28 protein-coding genes and 2 pseudogenes are annotated in these 26115 nt (G+C 69.9%); 5 read left to right on the top strand and 25 right to left on the bottom strand.

Annotation, left to right across the window (positions count from 1 at the left end; all coding sequences use genetic code 11):
* Positions 1-232: hypothetical protein (locus QM621_RS08495; protein ID WP_414989943.1), on the bottom strand; the 232-nt coding region annotated here is incomplete at its 3' end.
* Entirely contained in the window at positions 229-765 is a 537-nt protein-coding gene (locus QM621_RS08490) for a DUF6318 family protein (RefSeq protein ID WP_414989942.1), read from the bottom strand. The genes QM621_RS08495 and QM621_RS08490, both read right to left, overlap by 4 nt.
* A 313-nt stretch (positions 766-1078) precedes the next feature.
* Here QM621_RS08490 and QM621_RS08485 point away from each other — a divergent pair, with 313 nt between their 5' ends.
* Together QM621_RS08485 and QM621_RS08480 are read left to right on the top strand one after the other, a co-directional pair.
* Positions 1079-2230: a DUF222 domain-containing protein gene (locus QM621_RS08485; RefSeq protein WP_414989941.1), complete on the top strand. Its 1152-nt coding sequence runs from the start codon at positions 1079-1081 to the stop codon at positions 2228-2230.
* A 16-nt stretch (positions 2231-2246) separates the two neighbouring features.
* A complete protein-coding gene (locus QM621_RS08480; protein ID WP_414989940.1) occupies positions 2247-3158 on the top strand; it encodes a 5'-3' exonuclease in 912 nt (303 codons plus the stop codon).
* On the opposite strand, the gene QM621_RS08475 is transcribed toward QM621_RS08480, so the two are convergent.
* The 11 genes from QM621_RS08475 to QM621_RS08425 all read right to left on the bottom strand — a co-directional run bounded on the left by QM621_RS08475 (position 3155) and on the right by QM621_RS08425 (position 14435).
* Positions 3155-3547, bottom strand: a complete 393-nt coding sequence (locus tag QM621_RS08475) for a type II toxin-antitoxin system VapC family toxin (protein ID WP_414989939.1) — start codon at positions 3545-3547, stop codon at positions 3155-3157. The two genes, QM621_RS08480 and QM621_RS08475, sit on opposite strands and share 4 nt — an antisense overlap.
* Before the next feature lie 15 nt (positions 3548-3562).
* Positions 3563-3808 (bottom strand): FitA-like ribbon-helix-helix domain-containing protein, encoded by a 246-nt coding sequence (locus QM621_RS08470; RefSeq protein ID WP_414989946.1) that lies wholly within the window; start codon positions 3806-3808, stop codon positions 3563-3565.
* 41 nt (positions 3809-3849) lie between these two features.
* Entirely contained in the window at positions 3850-4755 is a 906-nt protein-coding gene (locus QM621_RS08465) for a hypothetical protein (protein WP_414989938.1), read from the bottom strand.
* Between the two features lie 13 nt (positions 4756-4768).
* Positions 4769-7495 (bottom strand): DEAD/DEAH box helicase, encoded by a 2727-nt coding sequence (locus tag QM621_RS08460; RefSeq protein ID WP_414989937.1) that lies wholly within the window; start codon positions 7493-7495, stop codon positions 4769-4771.
* A gap of 24 nt (positions 7496-7519) precedes the next feature.
* Positions 7520-8290: a twin-arginine translocase subunit TatC gene (tatC, locus tag QM621_RS08455; protein WP_414989945.1), complete on the bottom strand. Its 771-nt coding sequence runs from the start codon at positions 8288-8290 to the stop codon at positions 7520-7522.
* 57 nt (positions 8291-8347) lie between these two features.
* Positions 8348-8572: a twin-arginine translocase TatA/TatE family subunit gene (locus QM621_RS08450; protein ID WP_414989936.1), complete on the bottom strand. Its 225-nt coding sequence runs from the start codon at positions 8570-8572 to the stop codon at positions 8348-8350.
* Positions 8573-8592: 20 nt separating this feature from the next.
* Complete coding sequence (locus tag QM621_RS08445; RefSeq protein WP_414989935.1) at positions 8593-9558, bottom strand: helix-turn-helix transcriptional regulator; 966 nt, start codon at positions 9556-9558, stop codon at positions 8593-8595.
* On the bottom strand, positions 9555-10514 hold the full coding sequence (locus QM621_RS08440; protein ID WP_414989934.1) for a helix-turn-helix transcriptional regulator: 960 nt from the start codon (positions 10512-10514) through the stop codon (positions 9555-9557). Before QM621_RS08440 ends, QM621_RS08445 begins: the two co-directional genes overlap by 4 nt.
* 78 nt (positions 10515-10592) lie before the next feature.
* A complete protein-coding gene (locus QM621_RS08435) occupies positions 10593-11549 on the bottom strand; it encodes an FKBP-type peptidyl-prolyl cis-trans isomerase (protein WP_414989933.1) in 957 nt (318 codons plus the stop codon).
* A gap of 108 nt (positions 11550-11657) precedes the next feature.
* The gene (pafA, locus tag QM621_RS08430) at positions 11658-13019 is read right to left on the bottom strand and encodes a Pup--protein ligase (protein ID WP_414989932.1); all 1362 of its coding nucleotides are present in this window, start codon (positions 13017-13019) and stop codon (positions 11658-11660) included.
* 9 nt (positions 13020-13028) lie between these two features.
* Entirely contained in the window at positions 13029-14435 is a 1407-nt protein-coding gene (locus QM621_RS08425; protein ID WP_414989931.1) for a PLP-dependent aminotransferase family protein, read from the bottom strand.
* Between QM621_RS08425 and QM621_RS08420 the strand changes: the two genes are divergently transcribed.
* From QM621_RS08420 to QM621_RS08410, 3 genes are read left to right on the top strand one after another with little or no spacing between them, the layout of a single operon-like run.
* Positions 14434-15363 carry a DMT family transporter gene (locus tag QM621_RS08420; protein ID WP_414989930.1) on the top strand — a complete coding sequence of 310 codons (930 nt, stop codon included), beginning with the start codon at positions 14434-14436 and terminating at the stop codon, positions 15361-15363. The genes QM621_RS08425 and QM621_RS08420 overlap by 2 nt on opposite strands.
* Position 15364: 1 nt before the next feature.
* Positions 15365-15970 carry an FMN-binding negative transcriptional regulator gene (locus QM621_RS08415; RefSeq protein ID WP_414989929.1) on the top strand — a complete coding sequence of 202 codons (606 nt, stop codon included), beginning with the start codon at positions 15365-15367 and terminating at the stop codon, positions 15968-15970.
* Positions 15967-16899 carry an ADP-ribosylglycohydrolase family protein gene (locus tag QM621_RS08410; protein WP_414989928.1) on the top strand — a complete coding sequence of 311 codons (933 nt, stop codon included), beginning with the start codon at positions 15967-15969 and terminating at the stop codon, positions 16897-16899. Before QM621_RS08415 ends, QM621_RS08410 begins: the two co-directional genes overlap by 4 nt.
* Here QM621_RS08410 and prcA read toward each other — a convergent pair.
* The 12 genes and pseudogenes from prcA to QM621_RS08350 form a co-directional block, all read right to left on the bottom strand.
* Positions 16896-17588: a proteasome subunit alpha gene (gene prcA, locus QM621_RS08405; protein ID WP_414989927.1), complete on the bottom strand. Its 693-nt coding sequence runs from the start codon at positions 17586-17588 to the stop codon at positions 16896-16898. The genes QM621_RS08410 and prcA overlap by 4 nt on opposite strands.
* Before the next feature lie 11 nt (positions 17589-17599).
* Complete coding sequence (gene prcB, locus QM621_RS08400) at positions 17600-18415, bottom strand: proteasome subunit beta (RefSeq protein ID WP_414989944.1); 816 nt, start codon at positions 18413-18415, stop codon at positions 17600-17602.
* On the bottom strand, positions 18415-18615 hold the full coding sequence (locus QM621_RS08395; protein WP_414989926.1) for a ubiquitin-like protein Pup: 201 nt from the start codon (positions 18613-18615) through the stop codon (positions 18415-18417). The genes prcB and QM621_RS08395 overlap by 1 nt, the downstream gene beginning before the upstream one ends.
* 9 nt (positions 18616-18624) lie before the next feature.
* The gene (gene dop, locus QM621_RS08390; RefSeq protein ID WP_414989925.1) at positions 18625-20127 is read right to left on the bottom strand and encodes a depupylase/deamidase Dop; all 1503 of its coding nucleotides are present in this window, start codon (positions 20125-20127) and stop codon (positions 18625-18627) included.
* A 209-nt stretch (positions 20128-20336) separates the two neighbouring features.
* Positions 20337-20525, bottom strand: a pseudogene (locus QM621_RS08385) (DUF5615 family PIN-like protein); the annotation flags it as partial.
* A complete protein-coding gene (locus QM621_RS08380) occupies positions 20522-20749 on the bottom strand; it encodes a DUF433 domain-containing protein (protein ID WP_414989924.1) in 228 nt (75 codons plus the stop codon). The gene QM621_RS08380 and the pseudogene QM621_RS08385, both read right to left, overlap by 4 nt.
* Before the next feature lie 54 nt (positions 20750-20803).
* The gene (locus QM621_RS08375) at positions 20804-21223 is read right to left on the bottom strand and encodes a GNAT family N-acetyltransferase (protein ID WP_414989923.1); all 420 of its coding nucleotides are present in this window, start codon (positions 21221-21223) and stop codon (positions 20804-20806) included.
* Between the two features lie 50 nt (positions 21224-21273).
* On the bottom strand, positions 21274-22920 hold the full coding sequence (gene arc / locus QM621_RS08370) for a proteasome ATPase (RefSeq protein ID WP_414989922.1): 1647 nt from the start codon (positions 22918-22920) through the stop codon (positions 21274-21276).
* A 61-nt stretch (positions 22921-22981) separates the two neighbouring features.
* Entirely contained in the window at positions 22982-23908 is a 927-nt protein-coding gene (locus QM621_RS08365; RefSeq protein ID WP_414989921.1) for a tRNA (adenine-N1)-methyltransferase, read from the bottom strand.
* Positions 23909-24838, bottom strand: a complete 930-nt coding sequence (locus QM621_RS08360) for a site-2 protease family protein (protein WP_414989920.1) — start codon at positions 24836-24838, stop codon at positions 23909-23911.
* Between the two features lie 9 nt (positions 24839-24847).
* Complete coding sequence (locus QM621_RS08355) at positions 24848-25501, bottom strand: HAD family hydrolase (RefSeq protein WP_414989919.1); 654 nt, start codon at positions 25499-25501, stop codon at positions 24848-24850.
* Positions 25495-26115, bottom strand: a pseudogene (locus QM621_RS08350) (hypothetical protein); the annotation flags it as partial. The pseudogene QM621_RS08350 and the gene QM621_RS08355, both read right to left, overlap by 7 nt.

Below are 26115 nucleotides of genomic sequence, written 5' to 3'. Positions count from 1 at the left end.
GGGGGTCGCCGATCGCGCAGGCGAGTGCGAGGGGTCGTGTGGTGGCGGTGGCGGGTGTGGTGTTCTGGTTGGTGGTGTTGGTCCAGGGTCTGCTTGGGGTGGACCAGGCCTTGCCGGGCGTGTAACGTTCTGCCTCGATATGGATGCCCTGCCCGTTGGGAGTGCGGTCGATGTTGAGGTCCGTTGGAAAGCCAAGTATCGAGGTCATCATGAGTATGGCCAGAATCTTCATGGGGCGGGTACCTCCCCGAGGAACATCTGAGTCAGATACCAACGATCGTCCGTCCAGAACAGTCCGTGAGTGACCTGGACCGTGGATGGTTTGAAGGAGCCTGGTTCTTCGCTTTTGGATTCCTGATAAGTTCCTTCTGCGTGGTGGATGTTCGCTGTGATGAGGACTTCGCCGTTGATCGTCTGCACTGACACGTCACTCGTTGACTGACCGCCTCCGTCGACCCAGCCACCGTTCCGGCGGCGTTCGGTGAACAGGTCGACGTAGGTCTTACAGCCGGTGCATTCGGGGTGGCTCAGCTCGGTGAGCTGGGTGATGTCGCCGGTGGATGACGCGTAGTCCATGACGGCGAGGTAGTGCTCCAGGAAGGCCAGCGCCCCGTCCTCGGTGTTCTCCTTCGCTGCCTCGGGCAGGACCGGCTCGACCGGAGTGGGCGTGGGGTCCGGCTCGATGGGCTCGGGTTCTTTCGAGCAGCCCGACAGCATGAGCAGTGCCGCGAGGAGAAAGACGACGAGTAGGCGCGACGAACGCATGTGATCCCCCGATCAGTGAAGCAGTATCGGCAACGTAGCTGTGGGTCATGTGATCTGTCACCCACACTGTCCACAGCCTGGAACGGTGTTCGCTGACAGCGAACAGGCGAACGTGCAGGATTCTGGAAAGTGTCAGAGGGCTCTACTAGATTGGAACTAGCAATCCAATCAAGGAAGGACGCTAATTCTGATAGTCGCCACGCAGTTTGAGACCCACCCGTTGGTGGCGGCTGTCGCGATGGTCGAAGCCGGACTCGACGCCATGAGCGGTGGGGCCTGGTCGAGTGTCGACGGGCGCGAAGCACGGGCCTTGGTGAGCCGACTGTCGCGAGCGCAGGCGCGGATCGACTCACAGAAACTGCACGCGACCCGGCGCTTGGAGGCCACCGGCGCGGCCCGGCAGGCCGGAGCCACCTCCACGAGCGCGTTGATCGCTCAAGATTTCGGCGGCGACGCGCGTGAGGCCAACAACTTGGTAAAGTTGGCGAAGAGCGTGAAGCCCAGCTCGCCCACCCAGGCCGCGTTGGACGCCGGGGAGATCACCCCGAAGAAGTCAGAGGTCATCGCGCGGACCGTCGCAGGTGTTCCGAAGGACAAGCAAGAGCTGGCTGAGCGGGGTCTCGTGCGTGACGCGAAGAAGCTCTCACTGCCCGAACTCCGCAAACGAGCCGACCGCGTCTCCGACCTGTGGGCTGAACCCGCCGAGGTCGACCGGACCGAGAACACCACTCTTGAAGAGCGTGAGCGGAAAGCACGAGCCGGGTCGTCGTTCCGTATGTGGTCGAACCACGACGGCACTTGGTCAGGCGACTTCCGCGTCCCGGAGGCACAAGCGGCCATGCTGAAGACCGCCGTCGAAGCGTTGGCCGCGCCACGACGCGACCATCTGCGTGACGAGGTTGATCAGGCCCCTCGTGATCATTCGCAGCGGATGGGACTCGGCTTCGCCGACCTGTGTGAGCACCTCCCCACCGACCGTCTGCCCGACGCCGGAGGGCTCGGAGCCACCGTCACCGTGAACCTGGACTATGCGGCTCTGCTGGCCGATGTGAAGGCGGCTTCCCTGTCCACCGGCGGCAAGATGAGCGCCGGGCAAGCCCGGCAACTCGCCTGCCGAGCCGGAATCATCCCCCAAGTCCTCGACGGCGACTCGCTCCCACTCGACCTCGGCACAACACAACGACTCTTCACCCGTCCACAACGACGGGCCTTCGCCCACCGCGACCGAGGCTGTTCCTTCCCCGGATGCGACCGACCACCCCAATGGTGCGAAGCCCACCATCTGACACCGTTCGCCCAAGGCGGCACCACTGACCGCACCAACGGAACGTTGGTCTGCTCGTACCACCATCACGTGATCCACGAACAAGGCTGGGAACTCCGGCGATCACCCGTCGACGGGATCGTGGAATACAAACTGCCGCACCACGACCGATGGCGACGCAACGAACGGTACCGGCGGTGATGACTAGGATCGACGTATGACCGGACGGCTGATGTTGTTGGACACCGCGAGCCTGTACTACCGGGCGTTCTTCGGGTTGCCGGACTCGTTGAAGGCGCCGGACGGGACCTGCGTCAACGCGGTGCGGGGCATGATCGACTTCGCCGCGACGCTGCTGGCCCGGGAGGAGGTCGAGGCGCTGGTGGCCTGTTGGGACGACGACTGGCGGCCCCAGTGGCGCGTCGACCTCATCCCCAGCTACAAGACCCAGCGGCTCGCCGACGGCAGCACCGACTCCGAGGAGACCCCCGACCTGCTCGCGCCCCAGGTGCCGCTTATCCGCGAGGCGTTGGAGCTTGTCGGCATCCCCGTCATCGGGGCGGCCGACGCCGAGGCCGACGACGTGATCGGCATGCTCGCCGCCCGATGGGACGGGCCGGTCGACGTGGTCACCGGCGACCGCGACCTCTTCCAACTCGTCGACGACGCCCGCTCGGTCCGTGTGCTCTACACCGCGCGGGGCGTGTCGAAACTCGACGAGGTCGACGACGCCTGGATCCAGCACAAGTACGGCATCGCGCCGTCGGCCTACGTCGACTTCGCGGTGATGCGCGGCGACGCCAGCGACGGACTGCCCGGTGTCGCCGGCGTCGGCGAGAAGACCGCCGCCAAGCTGCTCGACCAGTTCGGCGACCTTGACGGCATCCTGGCCGCCGCCGCCGAGGACCCGGCCGCGAAGATCACCCCGAAGGTGCGCGCCTCCCTGCTCGACTCCCGCGACTACATCACCGCCGCGCGCGAGGTCGTCACCGTCCGCCCCGACCTCGACGTTCCCGTGCCGGAACCGCTCACTCCCCCGTCCGCCGAGAACATCGCCGCGCTCCAGGCCTTCGGCGAACGCTGGAACGCCGCCAGCCCGATCGAGAGGCTGCTGGCCCGACTGAACTAGTCAGTGAACGGGTTGATGACCGGGATACCTGTCTCAGCGAAGCCGCCTGTGTCCCGTGTGGCCATTCTGGCGTTATGAGCTTGAGCGGTAGCGGCGATGAACGCGTCGAGAACACTGATCGGACGACCGATTCGCTCGCGATGAGCGACGATGGAGCCGTACCGCCCTGCGGCGGTGTCGTTGAACGGCAGGCAACGGTCGCCGAACGCCGTGATCAAACGGTCGGCCGCCAGCTGGAGATCTCGTCGCCGCTGGCCTTCTGGCAATCGTTCGACTCCGGATCTGATCTCAGCTGTTGTGACAGCGGTGATGCGAAGATCATCGGCTTCCTGTGCCGCTGCCCAGGCCAAGACCGATGGGGAAGGACTCGGCTTCATGAGCTCGGACACCAGAGCTCTCCCATATCAATTCACAGGCCGCTGAGTCTCGGTGTGCCGAGACGGGAACATGACGCTGAGTTCGTCCTCCGTGAGAGCGGACTCCTCGGCGAACTGTCGTAACGCGGCGACCACACCTCGATGCTCGGAAGCGATCCCTGCTTCGAGGATGTCCTTCGCCTCCGCCTCGACCGAGCGGCCATGTTGGGTAGCGGGAGCAATGAGTCGCTGATGGATCTCCGGAGGCAGGTCGCTGACGGTTATAACGGTCATAGTCCGGCCTTTCTCGTGAGCGGACATCCTCAATGAGGAGGCTACTCCGACAACCCCACCTCTGCCAGCGGCGTGTGGGTGAGCCGGGCCAGGGGCCACATGGTCTCGGGCCGTCCCCGGCGGCGCTCGCCGTCCACTAGCCCGTCGAAGGGACGCGAGTAGGCGGCGGCGCCGGACTCGTACGTCACCACCAGCTCGCCGTCCAACTCCACGATGCCCTCGGACATGTTCGGCAGACGGTGGGAACGGTCCTCAGTGTCGTCGCCACCGGCGTCACGCGGCCGCACCACCAACTTGCTCATGTGATGGGTTCCGCGTGAGGTGCTGAACACGAACTCCTGATCCCGCACGAGCACGCCTTGCCCGTTCACCGGCGTCGACATCGCCTCGCCGACTGACGCCCAGCCGCCCCGGACACGCTCATAGGTGAACAACAGCGACTCGCCGAACAGCCCCACGTACAGCCGGTCCTCGTGCGCGGTGGCGTAGGAGCCGCCGTCGATCGGCAGCGTCGGCGCGATCTGTCGGACCGTCCTCCCCCGCCGGGCGTTCAGCACCTCGTCGAGCTCATAGGTGTAAAGCCACCCCCGGTCGGTCACGAGCAGCCGCTTGCCGTCGACCGTGACACCCCCGGCGTGGCGCGGACGCAGCCCCGGACCGCCGAGCCGCACATCGGTCACCACCCTCTCGGACGCGGGGTCGAGCACCGCCAGCGCCGCGCCCCGACGGACCCAGCCGCCGTAGTAGTAGCCCTGGAACAGGAGCCCTGACACCGGGTCGAGGCCGAGCCCCTGCGGAATCCAGCCGCGATCCCCGTACCGCCGCTGGTCCTCGGTCGCCAGGACGTACGGGATCGACCTGCCCAGACGGGTGCCGCTCTTGGCCAGCCACTTCTCGGTGCGCCGCTCGCCGGTGGCCAGCCAGGACGCTCGCTGACGCTTGTCCATGGTTCCCCTCGGTCTAGCTGTAGCTGACGACGCCGCGATAGAGGCAGGCGAGCGCCATGCGGGCGGACGTCCGCACTGGCGACCCGGCGTCGGCGGCGTTCGCGATCTGCGCGAGCGCGTCGACCATCTGCTTGATCGAACGGACGAAGTCGCCCGCCGCCATGTCGGTCAGGTCGAGCACCTCGTGCAGGGGCGCGCCGTCGGCCCAGCGGTGCGCGCCCACGGCGAAGCCGAAGTCGGGATCGCGCAGGAAGCGCAGCCGGTGGCTCCGCTCCAACGCCGACAGCTCGGCATGGATCAGCCCCATCTCCCCCGCCACCTCGCGGGCGCGCCTCGTCGGGAAGTCCGGCGCGGGCGTCTCGTCGCTGCTCCGTGACGTGTAGGTGAGGCCGCTGACGACGGCGGCCAGCTCCGGCGCGTCGAGGTCGTCCCAGACGCCCCGGTTCAAGCACTCGGTCACCAGCAGGTCGAGCTCACCGTAGACGCGCTGCAACCGCTGGCCGGAGGCCGTCACCTCGTCGCCGTCCAGATAGCCCAGCTCGGACAACAGATCGCAGACCCGGTCGAACTGGCGGGCCACGGTGTTGGTGCGCTGCTCGATGGTGCGCCGGTGGTTCTCCGTCTCCCGGTCGAGCTTCTGATAGCGCTCGGCCCAGCGGGCGTGCGACTCGCGGTCGGGACAGGCGTGGCACGAGTGGTCGCGGATCTGACGCCGCAACTCGGCGATCCGGGGGTCTTCGCCGGACGGACCCCCGTCGCGACGGCTCGGTCGAGGGCGGCCCATGTTCGCCGACTTCGTGCGCAGCGCCGACGCCAGATCGCGCCGGGACTGGGGGGAACGGGGGTTGAAGCTCTTCGGCACCCGCATCTGGCCGATGGGCTCGACCGGCTCGGAGAAGTCGACCAGGCCGAGACGCCGGGCGTGCCGGTCCTCGGTGAGCACGAACGGACGCGGGCCGTCACGATCGGTCATCAGGCCGGGCTCCAACACGACCGCGATGCCCGCCCATTTGCCGCGCGGCACCTCGATCACATCGCCGCGCCGGACCTCGGTGAGCGAGCGGGCGGTGGCCTCCCGCTGCCGCGCTTTGCGGGCTTTCGCCCCTTGGCGCTCGATGTCGGTGATCTGCTGGCGCAGCGCGGCGTACTCCATGAAGTCGCCCAGATCGCAGGTGGCCGAGTCCGCGTACCCGGCGAGCGCCTCGTCGGCCTTGCGGATCTGCCGGGCCAGGCCCACCACGGCGCGGTCGGCCTGGAACTGGGCGAAGGACTGCTCCAAGAGGTCGCGGGCGGTGTCGCGGCCGACCTGCCCGACCATGTTGACCGCCATGTTGTACGACGGGCGGAAGGACGAGTGCAGCGGATAAGTGCGCCGTGACGCCAGCCCCGCGACCTGTTTCGGCTGCAATCCCGGCTGCCAGAGCACGACTGCGTGCCCCTCGACGTCGATGCCGCGACGTCCCGCGCGCCCGGTCAGCTGGGTGTACTCCCCCGCCGTGACGTCGACGTGCGCCTCGCCGTTCCACTTGCTCAGCTTCTCGATGACGACGGTCCGCGCGGGCATGTTGATGCCGAGCGCCAGCGTCTCGGTGGCGAACACGACCCGCACCAGACCCTCGCTGAACAGATGCTCGACGCACTCCTTGAAGGTCGGCAGCATGCCCGCGTGGTGCGCGGCGACGCCCCTGCCGAGCGCCTCGCGGAACTCGTGGAAGCCGAGCACGTGCAAGTCCTCGTCGGGCAGATGAGAGCACGCCTCGTCGACGTACTCCTCGATGGCGATCCGCTCCTCCGGCGTGGTCAGCATGACCCGCGCGTCGACGAGTTGTTTCGCCGCCGCGGCGCATCCGGCCCGGCTGAAGATGAAGCAGATCGCCGGGAGCAGGCCCTCCCGTTCGAGCTTCTCGACGATCTCCAAGCGGGTCGGCTGGCGGTGCCGGGTGCGCGGACGGCGCTGGGGCTTGCCGCGTCCTCCGGGCCGGCCCCGGCTCAGTTGCCAGTCCTCACGGGCCAGCCGCTCCAACTGGCGGTTGACGACCGGGGAGCCGTCGGGCGCAGTGACGTCCTCCTCGAACAGGCCGTGCAGCCGACGGCCGACGAGCACATGCTGATGCAGCGGCACCGGACGGCGCTCCTCGACGATCGTCACGTTGTTCCCGCGCACCTCGGCCAGCCAGTCGCCGAACTCCTCGGCGTTGGAGACCGTCGCCGACAGCGACACGATGCCCACCGACTCGGGCAGCCCGATGATGACCTCTTCCCAGACCGCGCCCCGGAACCGGTCGGCGAGATAGTGCACCTCGTCCATCACGACGTGGCGCAGCCCGTTCAGCGCGGGCGACCCGGCGTAGAGCATGTTGCGCAGCACCTCGGTCGTCATGACCACGATGGGCGCGTCGCCGTTGATGCTGTTGTCGCCGGTCAGCAGGCCGACCTTGTCCTCTCCGTACCGCTCGCCGAAGTCGTGGAACTTCTGATTCGACAGTGCCTTGATCGGCGTGGTGTAGAAGCACTTGCCACCGGTCGCGAGGGCCAGATGCACCGCGAACTCGCCGACGATGGTCTTGCCCGAGCCGGTGGGCGCTGCGACGAGCACCCCATGGCCGGACTCGACCTCGCGGCACGCCTCGACTTGGAAGTCGTCGAGCTCGAAGCCGTGATGCTGCCGGAAGTCGGCCAGATGGGGGAAACGTCGCTCGGCCCGCGCCCGCGCGTAAGCCTCCGACGGACTGATGGACATGCGCCACAGCCTACGGGCCGGGGTTCACAGCGGGGAGGCCTCGTCGTCGCCGATCTGGGCGAGCGGGGTCTTGCCGCGCCGCCAGTCGGTGATCCGCGCGATGATCTCGGAGATCAGATACAGCACGGTCATGGGGATCGCCAGGAAGAGCATCGTCAGCGGGTCGGTGCTCGGCGTGGCGACCGCCGCGAAGACGAACAGGCCGACGACCGTCCACGGACGCGCTCGGACGAGGGCGCGGCCGCTGAGCAGGCCCATGCGGTTCAGCAGCACCACGACGAGCGGGATCTCCGAGGCCACGCCGAAGACGAGCATCATGCGGATGATGAAGTCGTAGTACTCCGCGCCGGTCACCAGGCTGTCGATGCCCTTTGGCACGAAGCCGATGAGGATCAAGATCGCCTTCGGCAAGATCACATAGGCCAGCGCCACGCCGCTGAGGAACAGCGGGACGCCGGTGAAGGTGAGCAGGAGCGCGCCTCGTCGCTCGTGCCGGTGCAGCGCGGGCAGCACGAAGGCCCACAGCTGCCAGAACCAGACCGGGCTCGCGGCGACGACGCCCGCCACCAGCGAGATCTTCAACTGGAACTGGAACGCGCCGCCGACGCCGGTGATGACCAGGCTCGTGTCGATGCCCTCGGCTTTGAGCTGGGGCGCGATCTGATGGTAGGGGTCGGTCAGGAAGCCCAGCAGCGGCTCGTAGAAGACGAAACCGAGGATCGTGCAGGCGAGCACCGACAGCACGCTCTTGAGCAGACGGCTGCGCAACTCGCGCAGATGCTCCACCAACGGCATCGTGCCGTCGGGGGGCTTCGTGCTCGCCCCCTTACGTCGCCGCCACACAGCGGCCGGTCAGCGTGGGTCGTCGGGCGCGTCGACGCGCGTGCTCTCGACACGGCGGGCCACCGGCTCGTCGGCGTCGCTCGTCGCCGTCTCGGCCTGCTTCTCATCCTCTTCGAGGCCGCGGATCTCCGACTTGAAGATGCGCAGGGCGCGGCCGCTGCCGCGGGCCAGCTCAGGCAGCTTGGCGGCGCCGAAGAACAACATGACGACGGCCAGGATCAGAATGATCTCCATTGGACCGATTTGTTTGAACATCACGACTCCTCAGTTGCCTGCTCGGTGTCATGGTACGCCCCGAGCGCCGCTGCGGCGCGCTCCGCCGCCAGGGAGCGCGCTGCGGCGGGCTCGACGATCCGCACCGCGCCGCCCGACCGCAGCGCGAGGCGGCTGATCCAGGTCTCGTCGGTGGCGGGCAGACGCACCCGCCAGGTGGGGCCGGCGTCGTCGAGGATCTCCGCGTCGTAGTACTCCACGATCCAGCGGGCTGGCGGCTCGACGTCGAGCACCGCGCGCAGCGCGTCGTCGGCGAAGAAGCCGTCCTGGGCTCCGCGCCCCTCGGCCGCCCGCTCGCGCGGGGTGTCGAGGACGGTCGCGGTGTCCATCCGGTCGAGACGGAAGAACCGCTCCCCTCCGGCCCGATGACACCAGGCCTCGAGGTAGTCGTGGCCGTCGCGGCTGAAAGTGGCGATCGGGTCGACCTGCCGCGTGGTGAGGGCGTCGCGCGAGGCGGTGGCGTAGACGATCTCCAGACGGCGGTCGCGCTCGAAGGCCTCGGTGACGGCGGCACGGATGGCGGGGGCCACCGGCGTGACCACGACGTCGACGGCCTCGGCGGGCCGCTCCCCGGCCGCCCGGTGCAGCTTGTCGAGCGCGGAGTCGACCACGGCGGCCTGACCCGGCTCGGCGACGTCGCGCAACGCCCGCAGCGCCACGATGAGCGCCGCGGCCTCGCCGCCGTTGATGCGCAGCGGACGGGTCAGGACGTCTGCGTTGGACAGATGGATGCGGTCGTCGTTCTCGAAGGCCAGGTAGTCGACGTCGATGAGGTCGCCGCCGTAGGCGCCCACGCCGGTCATCGTGATCTGCTCGACGTCGCGGCGGATCACCTTCGGCGCGACTCCGAACTCGCGGGCCACCTCGTCGACGGCCACGCCCTGTTTGCCGCGCAGATACGGGATGAGCGCGAGGCGACGGCGGACGTCGCGCGAGGACGGCTTCACGCGTTCACCTCCAGGGCGCGTTCCAACAGTTCGACCGTCAGCGCGCGCACGTCGTCGGGGCCGACCACGACCACGTGCTCGGCGAAGGCGGCCGACAGCGAGGCCAGCTCCCAGCTCGACCGGTAGCCGACGCGGACCTCGTCGGTCTGGTCGTCGACGGGGGTGACCGACGTGGCGCGGCGGCGCAGCGGCAGGGCGCGGTCGCGGCGGACCCGCAGCACCGCCTCGCCGACCGGCTCGGTCGAGATGAACGAGTCCGCCAGGTCGCGCACCGACGGCTGCTCGGGCGGCTCGTAGTCGCCCGGCTGTCCGTCGGGCAGCACCTCGCCGCGCACTCGGGAGAGCCGGAAGATCCGTGGCGCGTCGCGGTCGCGGTCGTGGCCGCCGACATACCAGCGCCCCTGCCACGACAGCACTCCCCACGGCTCCAGATGCCGCTCGACCGGCTCGTCCCCGACGCGGCCGTAGCGGAACCGGACCGGCTGACGCTCCTGGACGGCCGCCAGCATCGCGTCGAAGGCGGGCTCGGAGGCGGCGATGCGCGGATGGGCCAGCGGCAGGGCGCTGGTGTCGATCTCGACGCCGGCGGCTTTGAGCTTCATGAGGGCGGCGCCGGACTGGCTGGCCAGGTCGGCGTGGTCCCAGGACTGCGCGGCCAGTCCGATGACGGCGGACTCCTCGGCGGTCAACTCCAGGTCGGGCAGCTCGGCGGCGGCCCGCGGGATGCGGTAGCCCTGGTCGTCGTCGTGCAGCGGGTCGAAGCTGCCGACCTCCAACGGCACGCCCAGCTCGCGCAGGGTCGCCTTGTCGCGCTCGAAGGTCCGGTTGAAGGCCGCCTCGGACACCTCTTGGTAGTCCGGGATCGACGCGCGGATCTGCTCCTTGCTGAGGAACTGCCGGGTCGACAGCAGCAGGAAGATGAGGTTCATCAACCGTTCGGTCTTGCGCTCGGCCATCGACGGACTCTCAGCTCGCCTCGAGCACGTCGACGACGAAGGTCGGCGCGCCCGTCGCTGCGGCCAGGCGCGCGCGCATCAGGAGGCCTCGGCCTCGGGCACGTCGATCCGGTCGAGGACGTCGATCACGAAGGTCAGCGCGTCGCCGGCCTTGATGGGGCCGCCCTCGGGCGGGCTGTCGCCGTAGGCCTTGTCAGCCGGGCAGGTCAGCACGACGCGCGAGCCGACCGTGACGCCGGCCAGCCCCTCGGTCCAGCACGGGATGACCTGGTTGAGCCCGAGAATCGTCGGGCCCCCGTTCTCGAAGGATGAGTCGAAGGTCTCGCCCGCCGGGTAGATCTGGCCGTGGTAGTTCACGAACACCGCGTCGGTCTCCTCGACCTTGGCGCCGTCGCCCTCGACGACGGTGTAGACCTCTTGGGTGGCCTTCGCGGGGGCGTCGCCGGCCTCGATGCCGGTGACCTCGTCGCCGTCGGTGACCGGCACCGGCGACTCCTTGGGCAGATCCTGCTCCTCGCCGTGCGGGGCGACCTCGATGCGGTCCTGCAAGTCGAAGTAGTAGACCATCACGAGCGAGAGGTCCTGGCCCTGCGCCTCGGCCTGTTCAGCCTGGTCGCCGTAGATGTCGGCGAGCGTGAGGGCCACGAGCACCTTCGCGCCCTCCCTCACGTCGGTCAGCTCGTCGACGACCGCCTGGGGCAGGCCGCTGGTCTCGCTGGCCTTGAGCTGCAGCGGCAGCGGCGTGCCCTGGTCATAGGTCGAGAAGGGCTCGGCTCCCTCGGTGTTCTCGACGGAGATGAGATTGAGCTTGACGTAGTCGCCCTCCTCCAGCTCCGCTCCGTCGCCCTTGTCGACGACGGCGGACTTGGGGCCGTCGCCGTCCTTGAGTGCCTCGCTGAGCGCCTTCGCGTCGTCGATGGTCACGGTCGGCTTCTTCCCGTCCTTCAGCGTGACGCCGGGGAGCGACTCGGGGCCGCCGAAAGGCTTGAAGACGAGTAGGGCGAAGACGATCGCCATGACCGCGACGGTGGACACGGCGAGAATGACATTGCGGCGCACAGGGATACCTCGAAGATCAGCGCATGAAAGGGCACGCCGGACGACGGCCGGGGCCAACAGTAGCCAACCAGGGGTGACGACGGGTCACATGCCGTCGATCAGACGGCGCACACGGTCGTCCTCGGCCTTGAAAGGGTCCTTGCAGAGCACGGTGCGCTGCGCCTGGTCGTTGAGCTTCAGGTGCACCCAGTCGACGGTGAAGTCGCGGTGGCGCTCCTTGGCGCGGGCGATGAACTCCCCCCGCAACCGGGCGCGGGTGGTTTGCGGCGGCACGGTCTTGGCGCGGAAGACGTCGAGGTCGCGGCTGACCCGGGCGACGGCCCCCTGGCGCTCCAAGAGGTAGTAGAGCCCCCGGTCGCGGCGGATGTCGTGATAGGCGAGGTCGAGTTGCGCCATGCGGGCGTCGCCCCATCCGAGCTGGTGCTTGGCGCGGTACCGCTCCAACAGGCGCAGCTTGATCACCCAGTCGATCTCGCGCTCGACCAAGGAGAGGTCGCCGGAGTCGACGGCTTTGAGAGTGCGTTCCCACAGGTCCATCACGCGGTCGATCACCGGCGTGCGCAGGCTGTGACGGTCGATGAAGTCGGCGGCCTTGCCGAAGTACTCGGCCTGGATCTCCAGCGCCGACATCTCCCGGCCGTTGGCGAGCAGCACCGGGCGGCGTCCGGTGGGATCGTGGGAGATCTCGCGAATCGCGCGGATCGGGTTGTCCAAGGTGAGGTCGCGCATCGTCACCCCCGCCTCGATCATGCGCAGCACCAGCTCGGCGGTGGCGACCTTGAGCAGCGTGGTCGTCTCGCTCATATTCGAGTCGCCGACGATCACGTGGAGGCGCCGGTAGCGCTCGGCGTCGGCGTGCGGCTCGTCGCGGGTGTTGATGATGGGGCGCGAGCGCGTGGTCGCGCTGGAGACGCCCTCCCAGATGTGCTCGGCGCGTTGGCTGACGGTGTAGACGGGACCGCGGCTGGTCTGTTGCACCTTGCCCGCGCCGCAGATGATCTGCCGCGACACCAGGAACGGGATGAGCATGTCGGCCATGCGGCCGAACTCGCCGCCCCGGTTGACGAGGTAGTTCTCGTGGCAGCCGTAGGAGTTGCCCGCGGAGTCGGTGTTGTTCTTGAACAGGTAGACGTCGCCGTCGACGCCGTCCTCGCGCAGCCGCTCCTGCGCTTCCAACATGAGAGCCTCGAGGATGCGCTCGCCGGCTTTGTCGTGGGTGACGAGCTCGGCGACGTCGTCGCACTCGGGGGTGGCGTACTCCGGATGGCTGCCGACGTCGAGGTAGAGACGCGAGCCGTTGCGCAGGAAGACGTTGCTGCTGCGACCCCAGGAGACGACGCGTCGGAACAGGTAGCGCGCCACCTCGTCGGGCGAGAGGCGGCGCTGTCCGCGGAACGAGCAGGTCACCCCGTATTCGTTCTCGATACCGAAGATGCGCCGGTCCATGACCAGAGCCTAGTCCCGCGACAGCGCTTTTCCGACGACCCGCGCGCCGTCGGCGAAGGCGGCGGGATGGGGTCCGGCGTAGTTGAGCCGCAGATAGCGTCCGGTCGGCTCGGCGGGGAACCAGTCGTCGCCGGCGGCCACGATGACGCCCGCGTCCTCGCAGTCGGCGGTGAGCCGGCGCAGGTCGGTGGCGTCGGGCAGCCGGAACCAGAGGTTGAGGCCGCCGGGCGGCACGGCCTCCAGTTGCGCGGCGGGCGCGTGTCCGGCCATCGCCGCGACGAGGAGATCGCGACGGCGGGCGAGCTGGTCGCGCAGCGTCCGGCGGTGGGTCTGCCAGCCGGGCTGGGAGACCACGTCGAGCGCGGCCGCCTGCAAGGTCGGGCTGACGTACATCGACTGGGCTTGGACGTCGTCGAGGATCCGGTCGCGGGCCGGGCCCCGTGCGATGAGGCCGGCGACCCGGACCGACGGGGAGACGCTCTTGGTGAGCGAGCGGAGATAGACGACATGGCCGGTGTCGTCGTGGGCGGCCAGCGGGGAGGACTCGGTGGTGACGCCGAAGTCGTGCGCCCAGTCGTCCTCGATGAGGAAGGCATGGTGGTCCCGGACGATGTCGAGCACGCGGCGGGCGACGTCCGGCGGCCACTGCGCGCCCGTGGGGTTGGCGTAGTTCGGCTGCGCGTAGAAGGCCCGCGCTCCGGTGCGGGCGAAGGCCTGCTCGACGTCGGCCGGGTCGGGGCCGTGTGGACCGGCCGGGATCGGCACGAGGCGCACGCCGACCTGGGCCGCAGCGAGGATCGCGCCCCAATAGCTGGGCGACTCGATGAGCAGCGCCTCCCCCGCGCCGACGAGGGTGCGGAACAGCGTGCTGAGGCCGCTCTGGCTGCCCGGCAGGACCACGACGTCGCTGGCCTTCGGCGCGATGAGGCCCCGCGCGGTGACCGCCGCCAGCTCGGCCGCGAACCAGCTCTGCAGCTCCGGCAGGCCGGCGGCCGGTGAACGGCTGAGGGCCGTCTCGGCCCGGGCGGCGCGGGCGAGGGCCGACCGCACGAGGCGGGACGGCAGGAGGTCGGCGTCGGGGTAGCCGGAGTGCAGGGCGATGACGTCGTTCGGCACGACGCGCAGCGCCGCCGAGAGTTGCGGGATGCGCCGGGGCGGGGCGCCGAGCGCGGTCGTCTGCCAGCCGTAGTCGTGCGGTTGTAGGACGCGGGACTCCCGTACGAAGGCGCCGACGCCGGGCCGCGTCTCCACCAGCCCTTGGCGGGTCAGGGCGCGCAGCGCTTTCTGGACGGTGACCGGGCTGGCCTCGAACTGGGCGACGAGCGCGCGGCTGGAGGGCAGCCGGGCGCCGGGCGGGGCCGTCTCGATCCAGGCGCGCAGCGCGGCGGCGATCCGCTCACTGCTACTGTCAGTCATGAGTCATGACGATAGCGCTACTCCCCGGCAGGGCTCGCCGCTACTCGGCGTGCGGGCCGGTCTGGGATGGGGCCTGCTCGGCGTCCTCGCCTTCTCCTTCACCGTGCCGTTGACCCGCGTGGTCGTCGGAGACGGCGCCATGTCGCCGCTGTTCGTCGGATCGGGCCGCGCCGTGGTCGCGGCGGTCCTGGCTGGGCTCGCCTTGGCGCTGACCCGGCAGCGGGCTCCCCGCGGCGTCCAGTGGCTCCGGGTCGCGGTGGTGGCCGGCGGTGTCGTCCTCGGCTTCCCGCTGCTCACCTCGTACGCGCTGACCACGGCGTCGGCGAGTCACGGCGCGGTGGTGATCGCCGTGTTGCCCGCCGCCACCGCCGCGATGGCGGTGCTTCGCGGCCGGGAGCGGCCGGGCCGCGCCTTCTGGGTCGCGGCGACGCTCGGTGGAGTCGCCGCAGTGGTCTTCGCGCTCGTCCAGGGCGGGGGTGGCGAGCTACGGCCGTCGGACCTGCTGCTCCTGGCCGCCGTGGTCGTCTGTGCGATCGGTTACGCCGAGGGAGGGTTGCTCTCGCGCGAGCTCGGATCCTGGCAGACGATCTCCTGGGCGCTCGTGTCAGCCTCGCCCGTCATGGCGACGCTGACGGCGCTCTCGATCGGCCACCACCAGCCGACGGGGTCGTGGGCGGACTGGGCGGCCTTCGGCTATCTGGCGGCGGTGAGCATGTTCCTCGGCTTCTTCGCCTGGTATCGAGGCCTGGCGATCGGCCCGATGGCGCAGGTCAGCCAGGCCCAGTTGGCCCAACCGGTGATGAGCGTCTGCTGGGCCGCGCTGCTGCTGCATGAGAAGGTCGGCTGGACGACGGTTCTCGGCGGCGCGGTCGTCGTCGGCGGCGCGTTGACAGCCGTCCGAGCCCGCGTCAGCGAGAGGAGAGCCTGAGATGCGATGGACGCCGCGTTATCTGATGACCGACACCGCCGAGGTCAAGCGGCTGGTCCGCCGTCACCCCTGGGCGACCTTCGTGTCCTGGACCGCGAACGGGCTGGTGGCCTCGCACTATCCGGCGCTGGTGGACGAGACGGCCGACGGCCTCGTGCTGCTCACCCACTTCGGGCGGCCCGACGAGGTCGCGCACGAGGCGGGCGAGCGCGAGATGTTGGTGATCGTCCAGGGCCCACACGACTACGTGTCATCCAGTTGGTACGAGACGGGCGACCTCGCGCCGACCTGGAACCATGTGACGGCGCATCTGTACGGCGTGCCGAAGGTGTTGTCGGGCGAGGAGACCTACGCGCTGCTGTCCGATCTCACCGACCGATTCGAGCGTGACCGTCCGGGCGGCCGCTCCTTGGCCGAGGACGAGGCGTACGCCCGCCGGATCGCGAAGGGAGCGGTGGGCCTGCGGATCCCGGTGACCCGTTTCGACGCCCGTGCGAAGCTGAGCCAGAACAAGGCGCCCGAGGTGCGCGAGCGGATCACGAGCCATCTCGACACGGGCAATCCGGCCCTCGCCGCCGAGATGCGCCGAACCCAGGAGGACACATGATCGACACCGACCGGGCCGCCGGAGTGCTGCTGGGCGCGGCGGTCGGCGACGCGCTGGGCGCCGGCTACGAGTTCGGCTCGGCCCCGCTCGGCGACGCTCCCCCGGCGATGATCGGCGGCGGGTTGGGGAACTTCGCGCCCGGCGAGTGGACCGACGACACCGCCATGACCTGGGCCGTCGCCGACGTCGCGGCGAGCGGCGTCGACCTGCGGAGCGAGGCGGCGCTCGACGCTGTCGCGCTCAGATTCCGTCAGTGGTACGAGTCCGGGCCGCCCGACATCGGCATCCAGACACAGCGGGTGCTCGGTCTGGTCGGACGCGAGCCGACGGGGCGTGCGATGGCCGAGGCAGCGCGTTCGGTCCACGAGCGGATCGGGCGCAGCGGCGGCAACGGCTCGCTCATGCGCACCTCCCCCGTCGCGCTGGCCCACCTCGACGACCCCGCCGCGCTCGCGGAGGCGGCACGCGCGGTGAGCGGTCTGACCCACCACGACCCGGAGGCCGCCGACGCCTGCGTGCTGTGGTGCCTCGGCATCCGTCACGCGGCGCTGCATGACGCGTTCGACCTCCGCTCCGGGCTCGCGTGGGTCGAGGAGTCTCGCCGGGCGCTCTGGGAACAGCGGATCGACACCGCCGAGACCGAGTCGCCGTCGACCTTCCGGCCGAACGGCTGGGTCGTCACGGCCTTCCAGGCGGCGTGGTCGTCGGTCGTCCAGACGCCCGACACCGGCTCCCATCTGACCGACGCCTTGCACACGGCCATCCGGATCGGCGACGACACCGACACCGTCGCCTCCATCGCCGGAGCCATGCTCGGCGCCCGCTGGGGCGCCTCGGCGATCCCGGCCGAGTGGCTCGCGATCTGCCACGGCTACCCGGGCCTGACCGCCGAGGATCTGCGGGAGCTGGCGTTAAGGATCGTCCCTTAGACGAATGCCTCGGCGACGGCGGCGTCGGTCAACCGCTTGAACTTGCGCTGCTGGGCGCGGGTGCGGTCGAGCACCGCGACCTCCAGCGATTCCGGGGCGATCTCGCGGGGGTTGACCGCGTCGTGGCCGAGCGCCGCCCGCGCCAGCGACAGCGCGCCCGGCAGGTCGAGGCCTTCGCGGTAGTGCTCGGTGAGCCACTGCTCGACCGGCTCGGTCGTGCCGCCCATGACGCTCCAGCCGCGCACGTCGGCGACCGATCCGTCGTAGGTGAGCCGGTAGATCTGGTCGCTCTCGCTCGCCTCCCCCAGCTCCGCGACGAACAGCTCCACCTCGTAGGGCTTCTCGCCGCCGGCCGAGAAGATCGTGCCGAGCGTCTGGGCGTAGGCGTTGGCCAGGCCCCGCGCGGTGACGTCGCGACGGTCGTAGGAGTAGCCGCGCAGGTCGGCCATGCGCACCCCGGCGATGCGCAGATTCTCGAACTCGTTGTACCGGCCGACGGCGGCGAAGCCGATCCGGTCGTAGATCTCGCTGATCTTGTGCAGAGCGTTCGAGGGGTTCTCGGCGACCAGCAGGATGCCGTCGGCGTACTGGACGACGGCGACGGACCGTCCGCGGGCGATGCCCTTGCGGGCGAAGTCGGCCCGGTCCTTCATCAACTGCTCGGGCGAGACGTAGAAAGGCGCGGTCATAACGCCTCCTCTCAGATCAGGGGCGCCGACGGTCCGTCGGGCGCGGTGCGGCGGGCGGTGACGATCTCGTCGGCGACGCCGGCGGCCTCGTCCTGGCTCAGCAGACGCACGCCGCCCGAGGTGATCACCGCGACCATCGGGAAGATGCGACGGGCGACATCGGGACCGCCGGTGGCCGAGTCGTCGTCGGCGGCGTCGTAGAGCGCCTGCACGCAGGCGGTGACCGCGCCGGACTCGGACAAGTCGGGCCGCCAGAGTTTCTTCAGCGCGCCCCGGGCGAACAGCGAGCCCGAGCCGACCGTGGCGAAGGTGCGCTCCTCGTGGGCGTTGCCGGTGACGTCGAAGCCGAACACCCGGCCGATACCGGCGTCAGTGTCGAAAGCGGCGAACATCGGCACGACCGCGAGGCCCTGCATGGCCAGGCCCAGATTGCCGCGGATGAGCGCGGCGAGCCGGTTGGCCTTGCCGTCGGTCGACAAGACGGTGCCCTCGACCTTCTCGTAGTGCTCTAACTCCACTTGGAACAGCCGGGTCATCTCGATGGCGATGCCCGCGGTGCCCGCGATGCCGACGCAGGAGAACTCATCGGTCGGGAAGACCTTCTGGATGTCGCGTTGCGCGATGACGTTGCCCATCGTGGCGCGGCGGTCGCCGGCCATGACCACGCCGCCGGGGAAGGTCGCCGCGACGATCGTCGTGCCGTGCGTGACCTGGCCGAGCCCGGCCGCCGACGTCGCCCGGGCGCCGGGCAGCTGGTCGGGGGCGTGCTGGGACAGGAACTCGGCGAAGGACGAGGTGCCCGCCGTGCGGAAGGCGTCCGGCAGCATCACTGGCCGCCCTTCTGCACAAAGCCGCGCACGAACTCCTCGGCGTTCTCCTCCAGCACGTCGTCGATCTCGTCGAGGATCGCGTCGACGTCGGCGTCGAGACTCGCTTTCGCCTCCGCGTCGACCACGGGCGTCTCGACGACTTCCTCGGCCTCGTCGGCGGAGGATTGGCTGCTGCTCTGATGCTGCTGCTCGGGCATGGCCTCAGCCTAGTGCGTGAGGGCCCGCACCAACTCGGTCGCCGTCGCGACACGGTCGAACAGCTCCTCGACATGGGCGCGGGTGCCGCGCGACGGGTCGAGCGTCGGCACCCGCTGCAGCGAGGCGTGGCCCGGCAGGTCGAAGACGACCGAGTCCCAGGAGGCGGCCGCGACGTCGGCGCCGAAGCGACGCAGGCAGGTCCCACGGAACCAGGCACGCGTGTCGACGGGAGGTGTGGCGACGGCGGCGGCGATCTCCGACGGGTCCACGATCCGGCGCATCCGGCCGGTCCGCACGAGCCGGTGGAACAGGCCCTTCTCAGGGCGGATGTCGTGGTATTGCAGGTCGATCAGATGTAGTTTCGCGTGGTCCCAGTCGAGGCCGTCGCGCTCGCGGTAACGCTCCAACAGGTCGAGTTTGGCGACCCAGTCGAGCAGGTCGGCGCACTCGCGGGGGTCACGGGCGAGCCGGTCGAGGACATCGGCCCAGCGGTCGAGCACGTCGGCGGTCTGTCCGTCGCGCTCGCCTCGCCGGTCGACGAAGTCGGCGGCGCGGGCCAGGTACTCGCGTTGCAGGTCGATCGCGGTGAGCTCCCGTCCGTCGGCCAGCGGCACGGTGGTCCTGAGCGTGGGGTCGTGTGAGATGGCGTGCAGGGCCGCCACCGGGTCGGCGAGGTCGAGCTCGGTGATCGTCTCCCCCGCCTCGACCATCGCGAGCAGGAGCGAGGTGAGGCCGTGTTTGAGGTAGATGGCCGTCTCGGAGCAGTTCGCGTCGCCGAGGATCACATGCAGGCGTCGGTGGCGCTTCGGGTCGGCGTGCGGCTCGTCGCGCGTGTTGACGATGGGGCGTTTGAGCGTGGTCTCCAAGCCGACCGGCACCTCGATGTAGTCGGCGCGCTGGCTGATCTGGAAAGCGTGGGTCGAGCCGTCCTGGCCCTGTCCGACCCGCCCGGCGCCGCAGACGATCGTCCGGGAGACGAGGAAGGGCGTCAGGTGCTGGACGATCCGCTCGAAGGGGACGGCTCGGTCCATGAGGTAGTTCTCGTGCGAGCCGTAGGAGGCGCCCTTGTTGTCGACGTTGTTCTTGTAGAGCGTGATCGGCGGTTGGCCGGAGATTTGGCTGGCCAGCGCGGCCGCCTCCCGCATGACCTCCTCGCCGGCCTTCTCCCAGACCACGACGTCGCGGGGGCTCGTGACCTCGGGGCTGGAGTACTCGGGGTGGGCGTGGTCGACGTAGAGCCGCGCGCCGTTGGTGAGGATGACGTTGGCCAGTCCTAGGTCCTCGTCGGTCAGCTGCGAGGGGTCGGCCGCCGCGCGGCTGAGGTCGAAGCCGCGGGCGTCGCGCAGCGGGCTCTCCTCCTCGAAGTCCCAGCGCGCGCGTCGCGTCAGCCGACGCGCCGAGCCGTAGGCGTTGACCACCTGCGTCGAGGCGACCATCGGATTGGCCTGGGGCTGCCCCTGCACGACGATCCCGTACTCGACCTCGCTGCCCTGCACCCTGTGGACGGTCATGGGCTCAGCCTACGGAGACTCGGCATGGTCACGCGATGGGCAGCGCGCGGACGCGGATCACTTCTTGGCCGATCACGACGATCGCCCCGGAGGCGAGGTCCTCGGAGAAATCGGGGACATGGCGATCGATCAAGCGGGCGATGGTCTGATGGTCGACGCCGTTGATCCGTCGCACCAGGACGTAACGAGGGGCTCGCGGCTCCGCTGATCGCGAGCAACTCTCCAAAGTCGGTGTCCGCCGAGACGAGGACGCGATCATGCTGGTGGGCGTAGTCGAGGATCTCCGTGTCGAGAGCGCGGTTAAGTCCCAGTTCTCGCGTGTGTACGACATCGAACTTCTCCGGCGAGAGCAACGCTGGAATCCGGGCGTCGATGTTCTGGTCGAGGAGGAGCCTCACGCGCTCAACAGCGGTACTTGCCGCTCGTCGACGGCCGCTGCGGCGAAACGCAGTGACTCAGCGATGTCCTCTCGTTCCAGATCGGGAAAACCCGCGAGGATGTCTTCGACGCTCTGGCCGTCGGCGATCAACTTCACGACGGTCGACACGGGCATACGAAGGTCACGGATGATGGGAACGCCGCCCATCTTCAGAGGATCGACGGTGATGCGTGTGAACGTCATGGACTCACAGTAACGCCACTTCGTGACGCTCTTCCAGCGAAAGCGAAGCCGGACCTACCGAAGCGTCTTCGCGTAGTGGCGGGAATCGTCGTAGGCGGCGTAGAAGCCGAACGGCGCGACGGGCTCGAAGCCCGACGACTCGTAGAGGGCGAGCGCTTCGGGTTGGGCGGTCCCGGTCTCCAGGACCAGACGGGTCGCGCCGGCCTCGGCGGCAGTTCGCTCCAACTCCGCGAGCAGCGCCCGGGCGTGGCCCTGGCGGGCGAAGGCCGGGCGCACGTACATGCGCTTGACCTCGACGTCGCTCGACCCGTGCGGACCGCCGCGCCGCCATCCGCCCATTGCGGCGGGAACGCCGTCCGAGTAACCGATGAGGAACAGCCCGTCCGGCGGCTCGAACTGCGCCGGGTCGATGGGCGAGATGTCGCCCTCTCCCCCGTAGCGCCGCGCGTACTCGGCTTGCACCTCGTCGGTCAACCGCCGCGCGTCGTCGCTGTCGTAGCCGACCGCGCGCAGGTCGAGGCCGCTCAGAGGTACTGCCCGGTGTTCGCGACGGTGTCGATCGACCGGCCCGGCTCGCCGCCGGACTTGCCCGAGACAAGGGTGCGGATGAACACGATGCGCTCGCCCTTCTTGCCGGAGATGCGTGCCCAGTCGTCCGGGTTGGTCGTGTTCGGCAGGTCCTCGTTCTCCTTGAACTCGTCGACGCACGCCTGCAACAGGTGCTGCACGCGCAGACCGTGCTGGTCGCGCTCCAAGAAGTCCTTGATCGCCATCTTCTTGGCGCGGTCGACGATGTTCTGGATCATCGCGCCGGAGTTGAAGTCCTTGAAGTACAGGACCTCTTTGTCGCCGTTGGCGTAGGTGACCTCGAGGAATTGGTTCTCCTCGGTCTCGGAGTACATGCGTTCGACGGCGCGCTGGATCATGCCCGCCACGCAGGCGTCGCGGTCGCCAGCGTGCACGGCGAGGTCGTCGGCGTGCAGCGGCAACCGGCTGGTGAGGTACTTGCCGAAGATGTCGCGGGCGGCCTCGGCGTCGGGTCGCTCGATCTTGATCTTCACGTCGAGGCGGCCCGGGCGCAGGATCGCCGGGTCGATCATGTCCTCGCGGTTCGACGCGCCGATGACCAGCACGTTCTGCAGACCCTCGACGCCGTCGATCTCGCTGAGCAGCTGCGGCACGATCGTGTTCTCGACGTCGCTGGACACCCCCGACCCGCGCGTGCGGAACAGCGAGTCCATCTCGTCGAAGAACACGATGACCGGCGTGCCCTCGCCGGCCTTCTCGCGAGCCCGCGAGAAGATCAGCCGGATGTGCCGCTCGGTCTCGCCGACGTACTTGTTGAGCAGCTCCGGGCCCTTGATGTTGAGGAAGTAGCTGCGGCCCTCCTCGCCGGTGCGCTCCGACACCTTGCGGGCCAGCGACGCCGCGACCGCCTTGGCGATCATCGTCTTGCCGCAGCCGGGCGGTCCGTAGAGCAGGATGCCCTTCGGCGGACGCAGCTCGTGCTCGACGAAGACCTCCGGGTGCAGGTAGGGCAGCTCGACGGCGTCCTGGATGATCTCGACCTGCGCGCCGAGGCCGCCGATGCTCGTGTAGTCGACGTCGGGCACCTCTTCGAGCACCAGCTCCTCGACCTCGCTCTTGGGCACCTTCTCGTAGACGTGCGCCGACTTGGCGTCGAGCAGCAGCGAGTCGCCGGCGCGCAGCTTCTCCTCGGCGAGGCTGTCGGCGATGCGGACCACCCGCTCCTCGTCGGTGTGGTTCAGCACCAGGGCGCGGGCGCCGTCGGCCAGGACCTCCTTGAGCATCACGACCTCGCCGACGTTCTCGAAGGCGAGCGCCTCGACGACGTTCATCGCCTCGTTGAGGATGACCTCCTGGCCGCGCCGCAAGGTCGTCCGGTCGATCGTCGGGCTGACGGTGACGCGCATCTTGCGGCCGCCGACGACCACGTCGGCGCTGTCGTCGTCGCTGAGGTGGAGGAACGTGCCGAAGGCCGCCGGGGGCTGGGCGAGCTTGTCGACCTGCTCCTTGAGTGTGACGATCTGGTCGCGCGCGGCGTTCAGCGTCTCGGCCAGCCGGGTGTTCTGCGCGGCGGTGCGGGCCAGCCGCGCCTCCAGCTCGCGCACGCGGGTCTGATCGGTCGGGCGGGGGTCGTCCTCGCGCATCGCGTCACCTCCTGGTCACAGCGTCGACCCTACCGGGCGGACGTGACAGGCAGGTGACATCTCAGGTCATGCGCGACGTGTCGTCGTCCATGCCCGCCGGGCGCGGGCCGTGGTAGTCCGGGCCGTAGGCGCCGGGGGCGGGACGCCGGGTCTTGGCGAGGGCGCGCTGGCCGTGGGCCATGCGCCGCGCCGTCACGAGATAGGCGGTGTGAGAGCCGGCCCCGTGCGCCGGGCGCACGGCCAGGCCTTCGGCGTGCCAGTCGCGCTCCAGCGTCTCCCACGCGCGCGGCTCGGTGAACTCTCCGTGCTCGCGGAGCGTCTCGACGAAGAGCGACAGCTGGGTGGTCGTGGCGACGTAGCCGCAGACGACGCCGCCGGGGGCCAGCCGCTCGCCCGCCAGCGGCACGCAGGTCCACGGATCGACCATGTCGAGGATGAGCCGGTCGATCTCCGGCTCGGCGATCACCTCGCGCACGTCGCCGACGGTCAGCGTCCACGCCGGGTGGCCGTCGGCGATCTGGCCGATGTTCTTGCGCGCGATCTCGGCGAAGTCCTCCCGGATCTCATACGAGCCCAGGCTCCCGGTCGGGCCGATGGCGCGCAGCAGCCAGGCGGTCAGGCTGCCCGAGCCGGCCCCGGCCTCCACGACGCGCGCCCCCGGATAGACGTCGGCGGCGGCGAGGATCTGCGCGGCGTCCTTCGGATAGATGATCGCCGCGCCGCGCGGCATCGACACGACGTACTCGCTCAGCAACGGCCGGAAGACCTGGTACTCGCCGCCGAGCGACGCCTCCACGACGATCCCCTCGGGCCGGTCGAGGATGTCGTCATGGCGGATCTGCCCCTTCTTCGTGGAGAACTCCTTGCCGCGAACCAACTGGATGTTGTGCTTACGGCCCTTGGCGTCGGTCAACCGCACCCACTCGCCGGGTGCGAACGGCCCCCGACGCGTCCAGAGGGGCTCGGGGGGTAACTCGGGGCTGGTCATCTATCGGGCTCCCGCTCGGTAGGCACGGTTGACGGTCTCGGTGCGCAGCGTGCCCAGCACGGTCCCGTGGAGGTCGACCACGGCGTAGGCGTCGGAGGGCTCGCACGCCATCGCCCGCAGCAGGTCGCTCCCGCGCGCCTCGACCGAGAGCGACGGCCAACCGGCGTCGGGAGCGGCGTCCTCGAACAGGCTGCGGACGTCGAGTGCCTCGACACGCCGCGCCCGGTCGACGCGCCGGAGCGACTGGGAGGAACCTTGCCACATGAACACCGCGAGCAGCCCGCACAGCCCCGCGTGCAGCCAGACCTCGAGCCCGCCGCGCGTCAGCAGCCACGCTCCCACGGCGGTCGCGGCCAGCGCTCCGATCTGTCCGCAACGGGCGGCGATCACGAGGCCTTTGCGCTCGTCGCCGGTCGCGGCCCAGCCGAGCGCGCGCAGCATGCGGCCGCCGTCCAGCGGGGCGGCGGGCAACAGGTTGACCGCCGCGACGACGAGGTTCACCCAACCCAGCGCCTCGACGACGCGGGCGGCCAGAGTTCCGTCGGTCATCGTCGGGGCGGCGCCGAGGCCCGACAGGCCGAGCAGGATCGAGGCGAGCGGTCCCGACCCGGCGGTGACCAGCTCCTGTCGCGGCGTGGCGCTGCTGGCGGCGACGAGCGTCTCCCCGCCCATGAGGTGCAGGGTCACCGACTCGACGGGCGCCCGGTAGAAGCGGGCCGCCGCCACATGGGCCGCCTCGTGCAGCAGAAGCGAGACGAACAGGGCGGCGACCGCCGCCGCCGCGACGAGCCAGGGCCGCTCCTCGCCGAGCGCGTCGAAACGCGTGGCGAGCACGACCACGAGCAGCCCGGCCATCACGAGGGCGCCCGGCCGGACCAGCAACGGCGCCGACCACAGACGTCCGACGCGCAGGGTCGTCGGCGACACCATGTCCTCGGCCTACCCTTCGGCCCAGAGGGCCACGACGCCCTCCGGGGTCAGATCGCGCAGCGAGACGGCCTGACGACGCCGCGAGCGGGCGGCGATCGGAACCATGTGAGGCACGGTCAACACGAAGCAGCCGGCCTCCGTGGCCGAGGTGGCGCCGGTCTCGGAGTCCTCGACGGCCAGACAGGCGGCCGGGTCCACGCCGAGTTCCGCGGCTGCGGTCAGATAGGGCTCGGGATGGGGTTTGCCGTGACGGACCCGGTCGCCGGTGACGACCGCGGCGAAGGGCAGCGCGGCGACGACCGGCTCGGCCAGCGTCGCGTAGGACATGGTGACGAGCGCCTGGGGAACGCCGAGCGCGGCATAGGCGGCGAACAGCTCGCGTGCCCCCGGACGCCAGGGGGTTCCGCCGACGAGGCCCTGACGGACCCGTGCGACGAGGAAGTCGACGATCTCGTCGGCCTCCATGTCGGCGTCGAAGCGCTCACGGAGCCGCCGACCGGCCGCGCGGAGGTCGGAGCCCACCAGGCCGATCGCGTCCCGCGGCGTCCAGACGCCGCCGAGCCGGGCGGCGAGCTCGGTCTCGGCGGCGAACCAGAGCGGCTCGGTGTCGACCAGCGTGCCGTCGAGGTCCCAGAGGACCGCCGCCGGCGCGATGCTCAGCACTCGTCGTAGATGAGGTCGTCCAGATCGTACTGCGCGGCGTCGGAGGCCTCTGACTCGGGGGAGTCCCAGACCTCGCTGGGATCGTCGGTCCAGTTCTCGAGGGTGTCGGCGTACTCGAGCCACGTGTCGGCCCAGTCGGCGAGGTCCTCGTCGCCGTGGTCCTCGAAATCCTCGATGACGGCGACGGCGTCGTCGAAGGTGTCCTGGTCCTCGCCGGGCCACCAGTAGTTGAGATCCGCGACGGCCTCGGACAGGTCGTCGAGGTCGTCGCAGTCAAGGTCCCCGGGCTCCTCCGTCGGATCGTCGCTCTCGTCGTCGTCGGTGGTCTCGCTGTCGGTGGTGCTCTCCTTCTCGTCGTCGCCCTTGGTCAGCGCCCAGACGCCGATGCCGACGCCGCTGAAGAGCAGGAGCGCCACCAAGACGCCGAGGACGATCCACAGGCCTGTCTTGGAGCCGCGGCCGGTGCTCTGCGGCGGGGCGGCGAAGGTGGTCGGGGGCGGCAGGACTCCGCCGGGGGGCGGCGTGACCGGGCTGCCAGGGGGGGGTAGGACGGAGCCGGCAGGCGGCGGCGTGACGGGCGACTGCGCCGTCGGCGGCGCGGGCTGGGCGGGCGG

The organism is Aeromicrobium sp. (assembly GCF_047606445.1).
Lineage (GTDB): Bacteria > Actinomycetota > Actinomycetes > Propionibacteriales > Nocardioidaceae > Aeromicrobium.
This window is presented reverse-complemented; position numbering and strand designations above follow the sequence as displayed.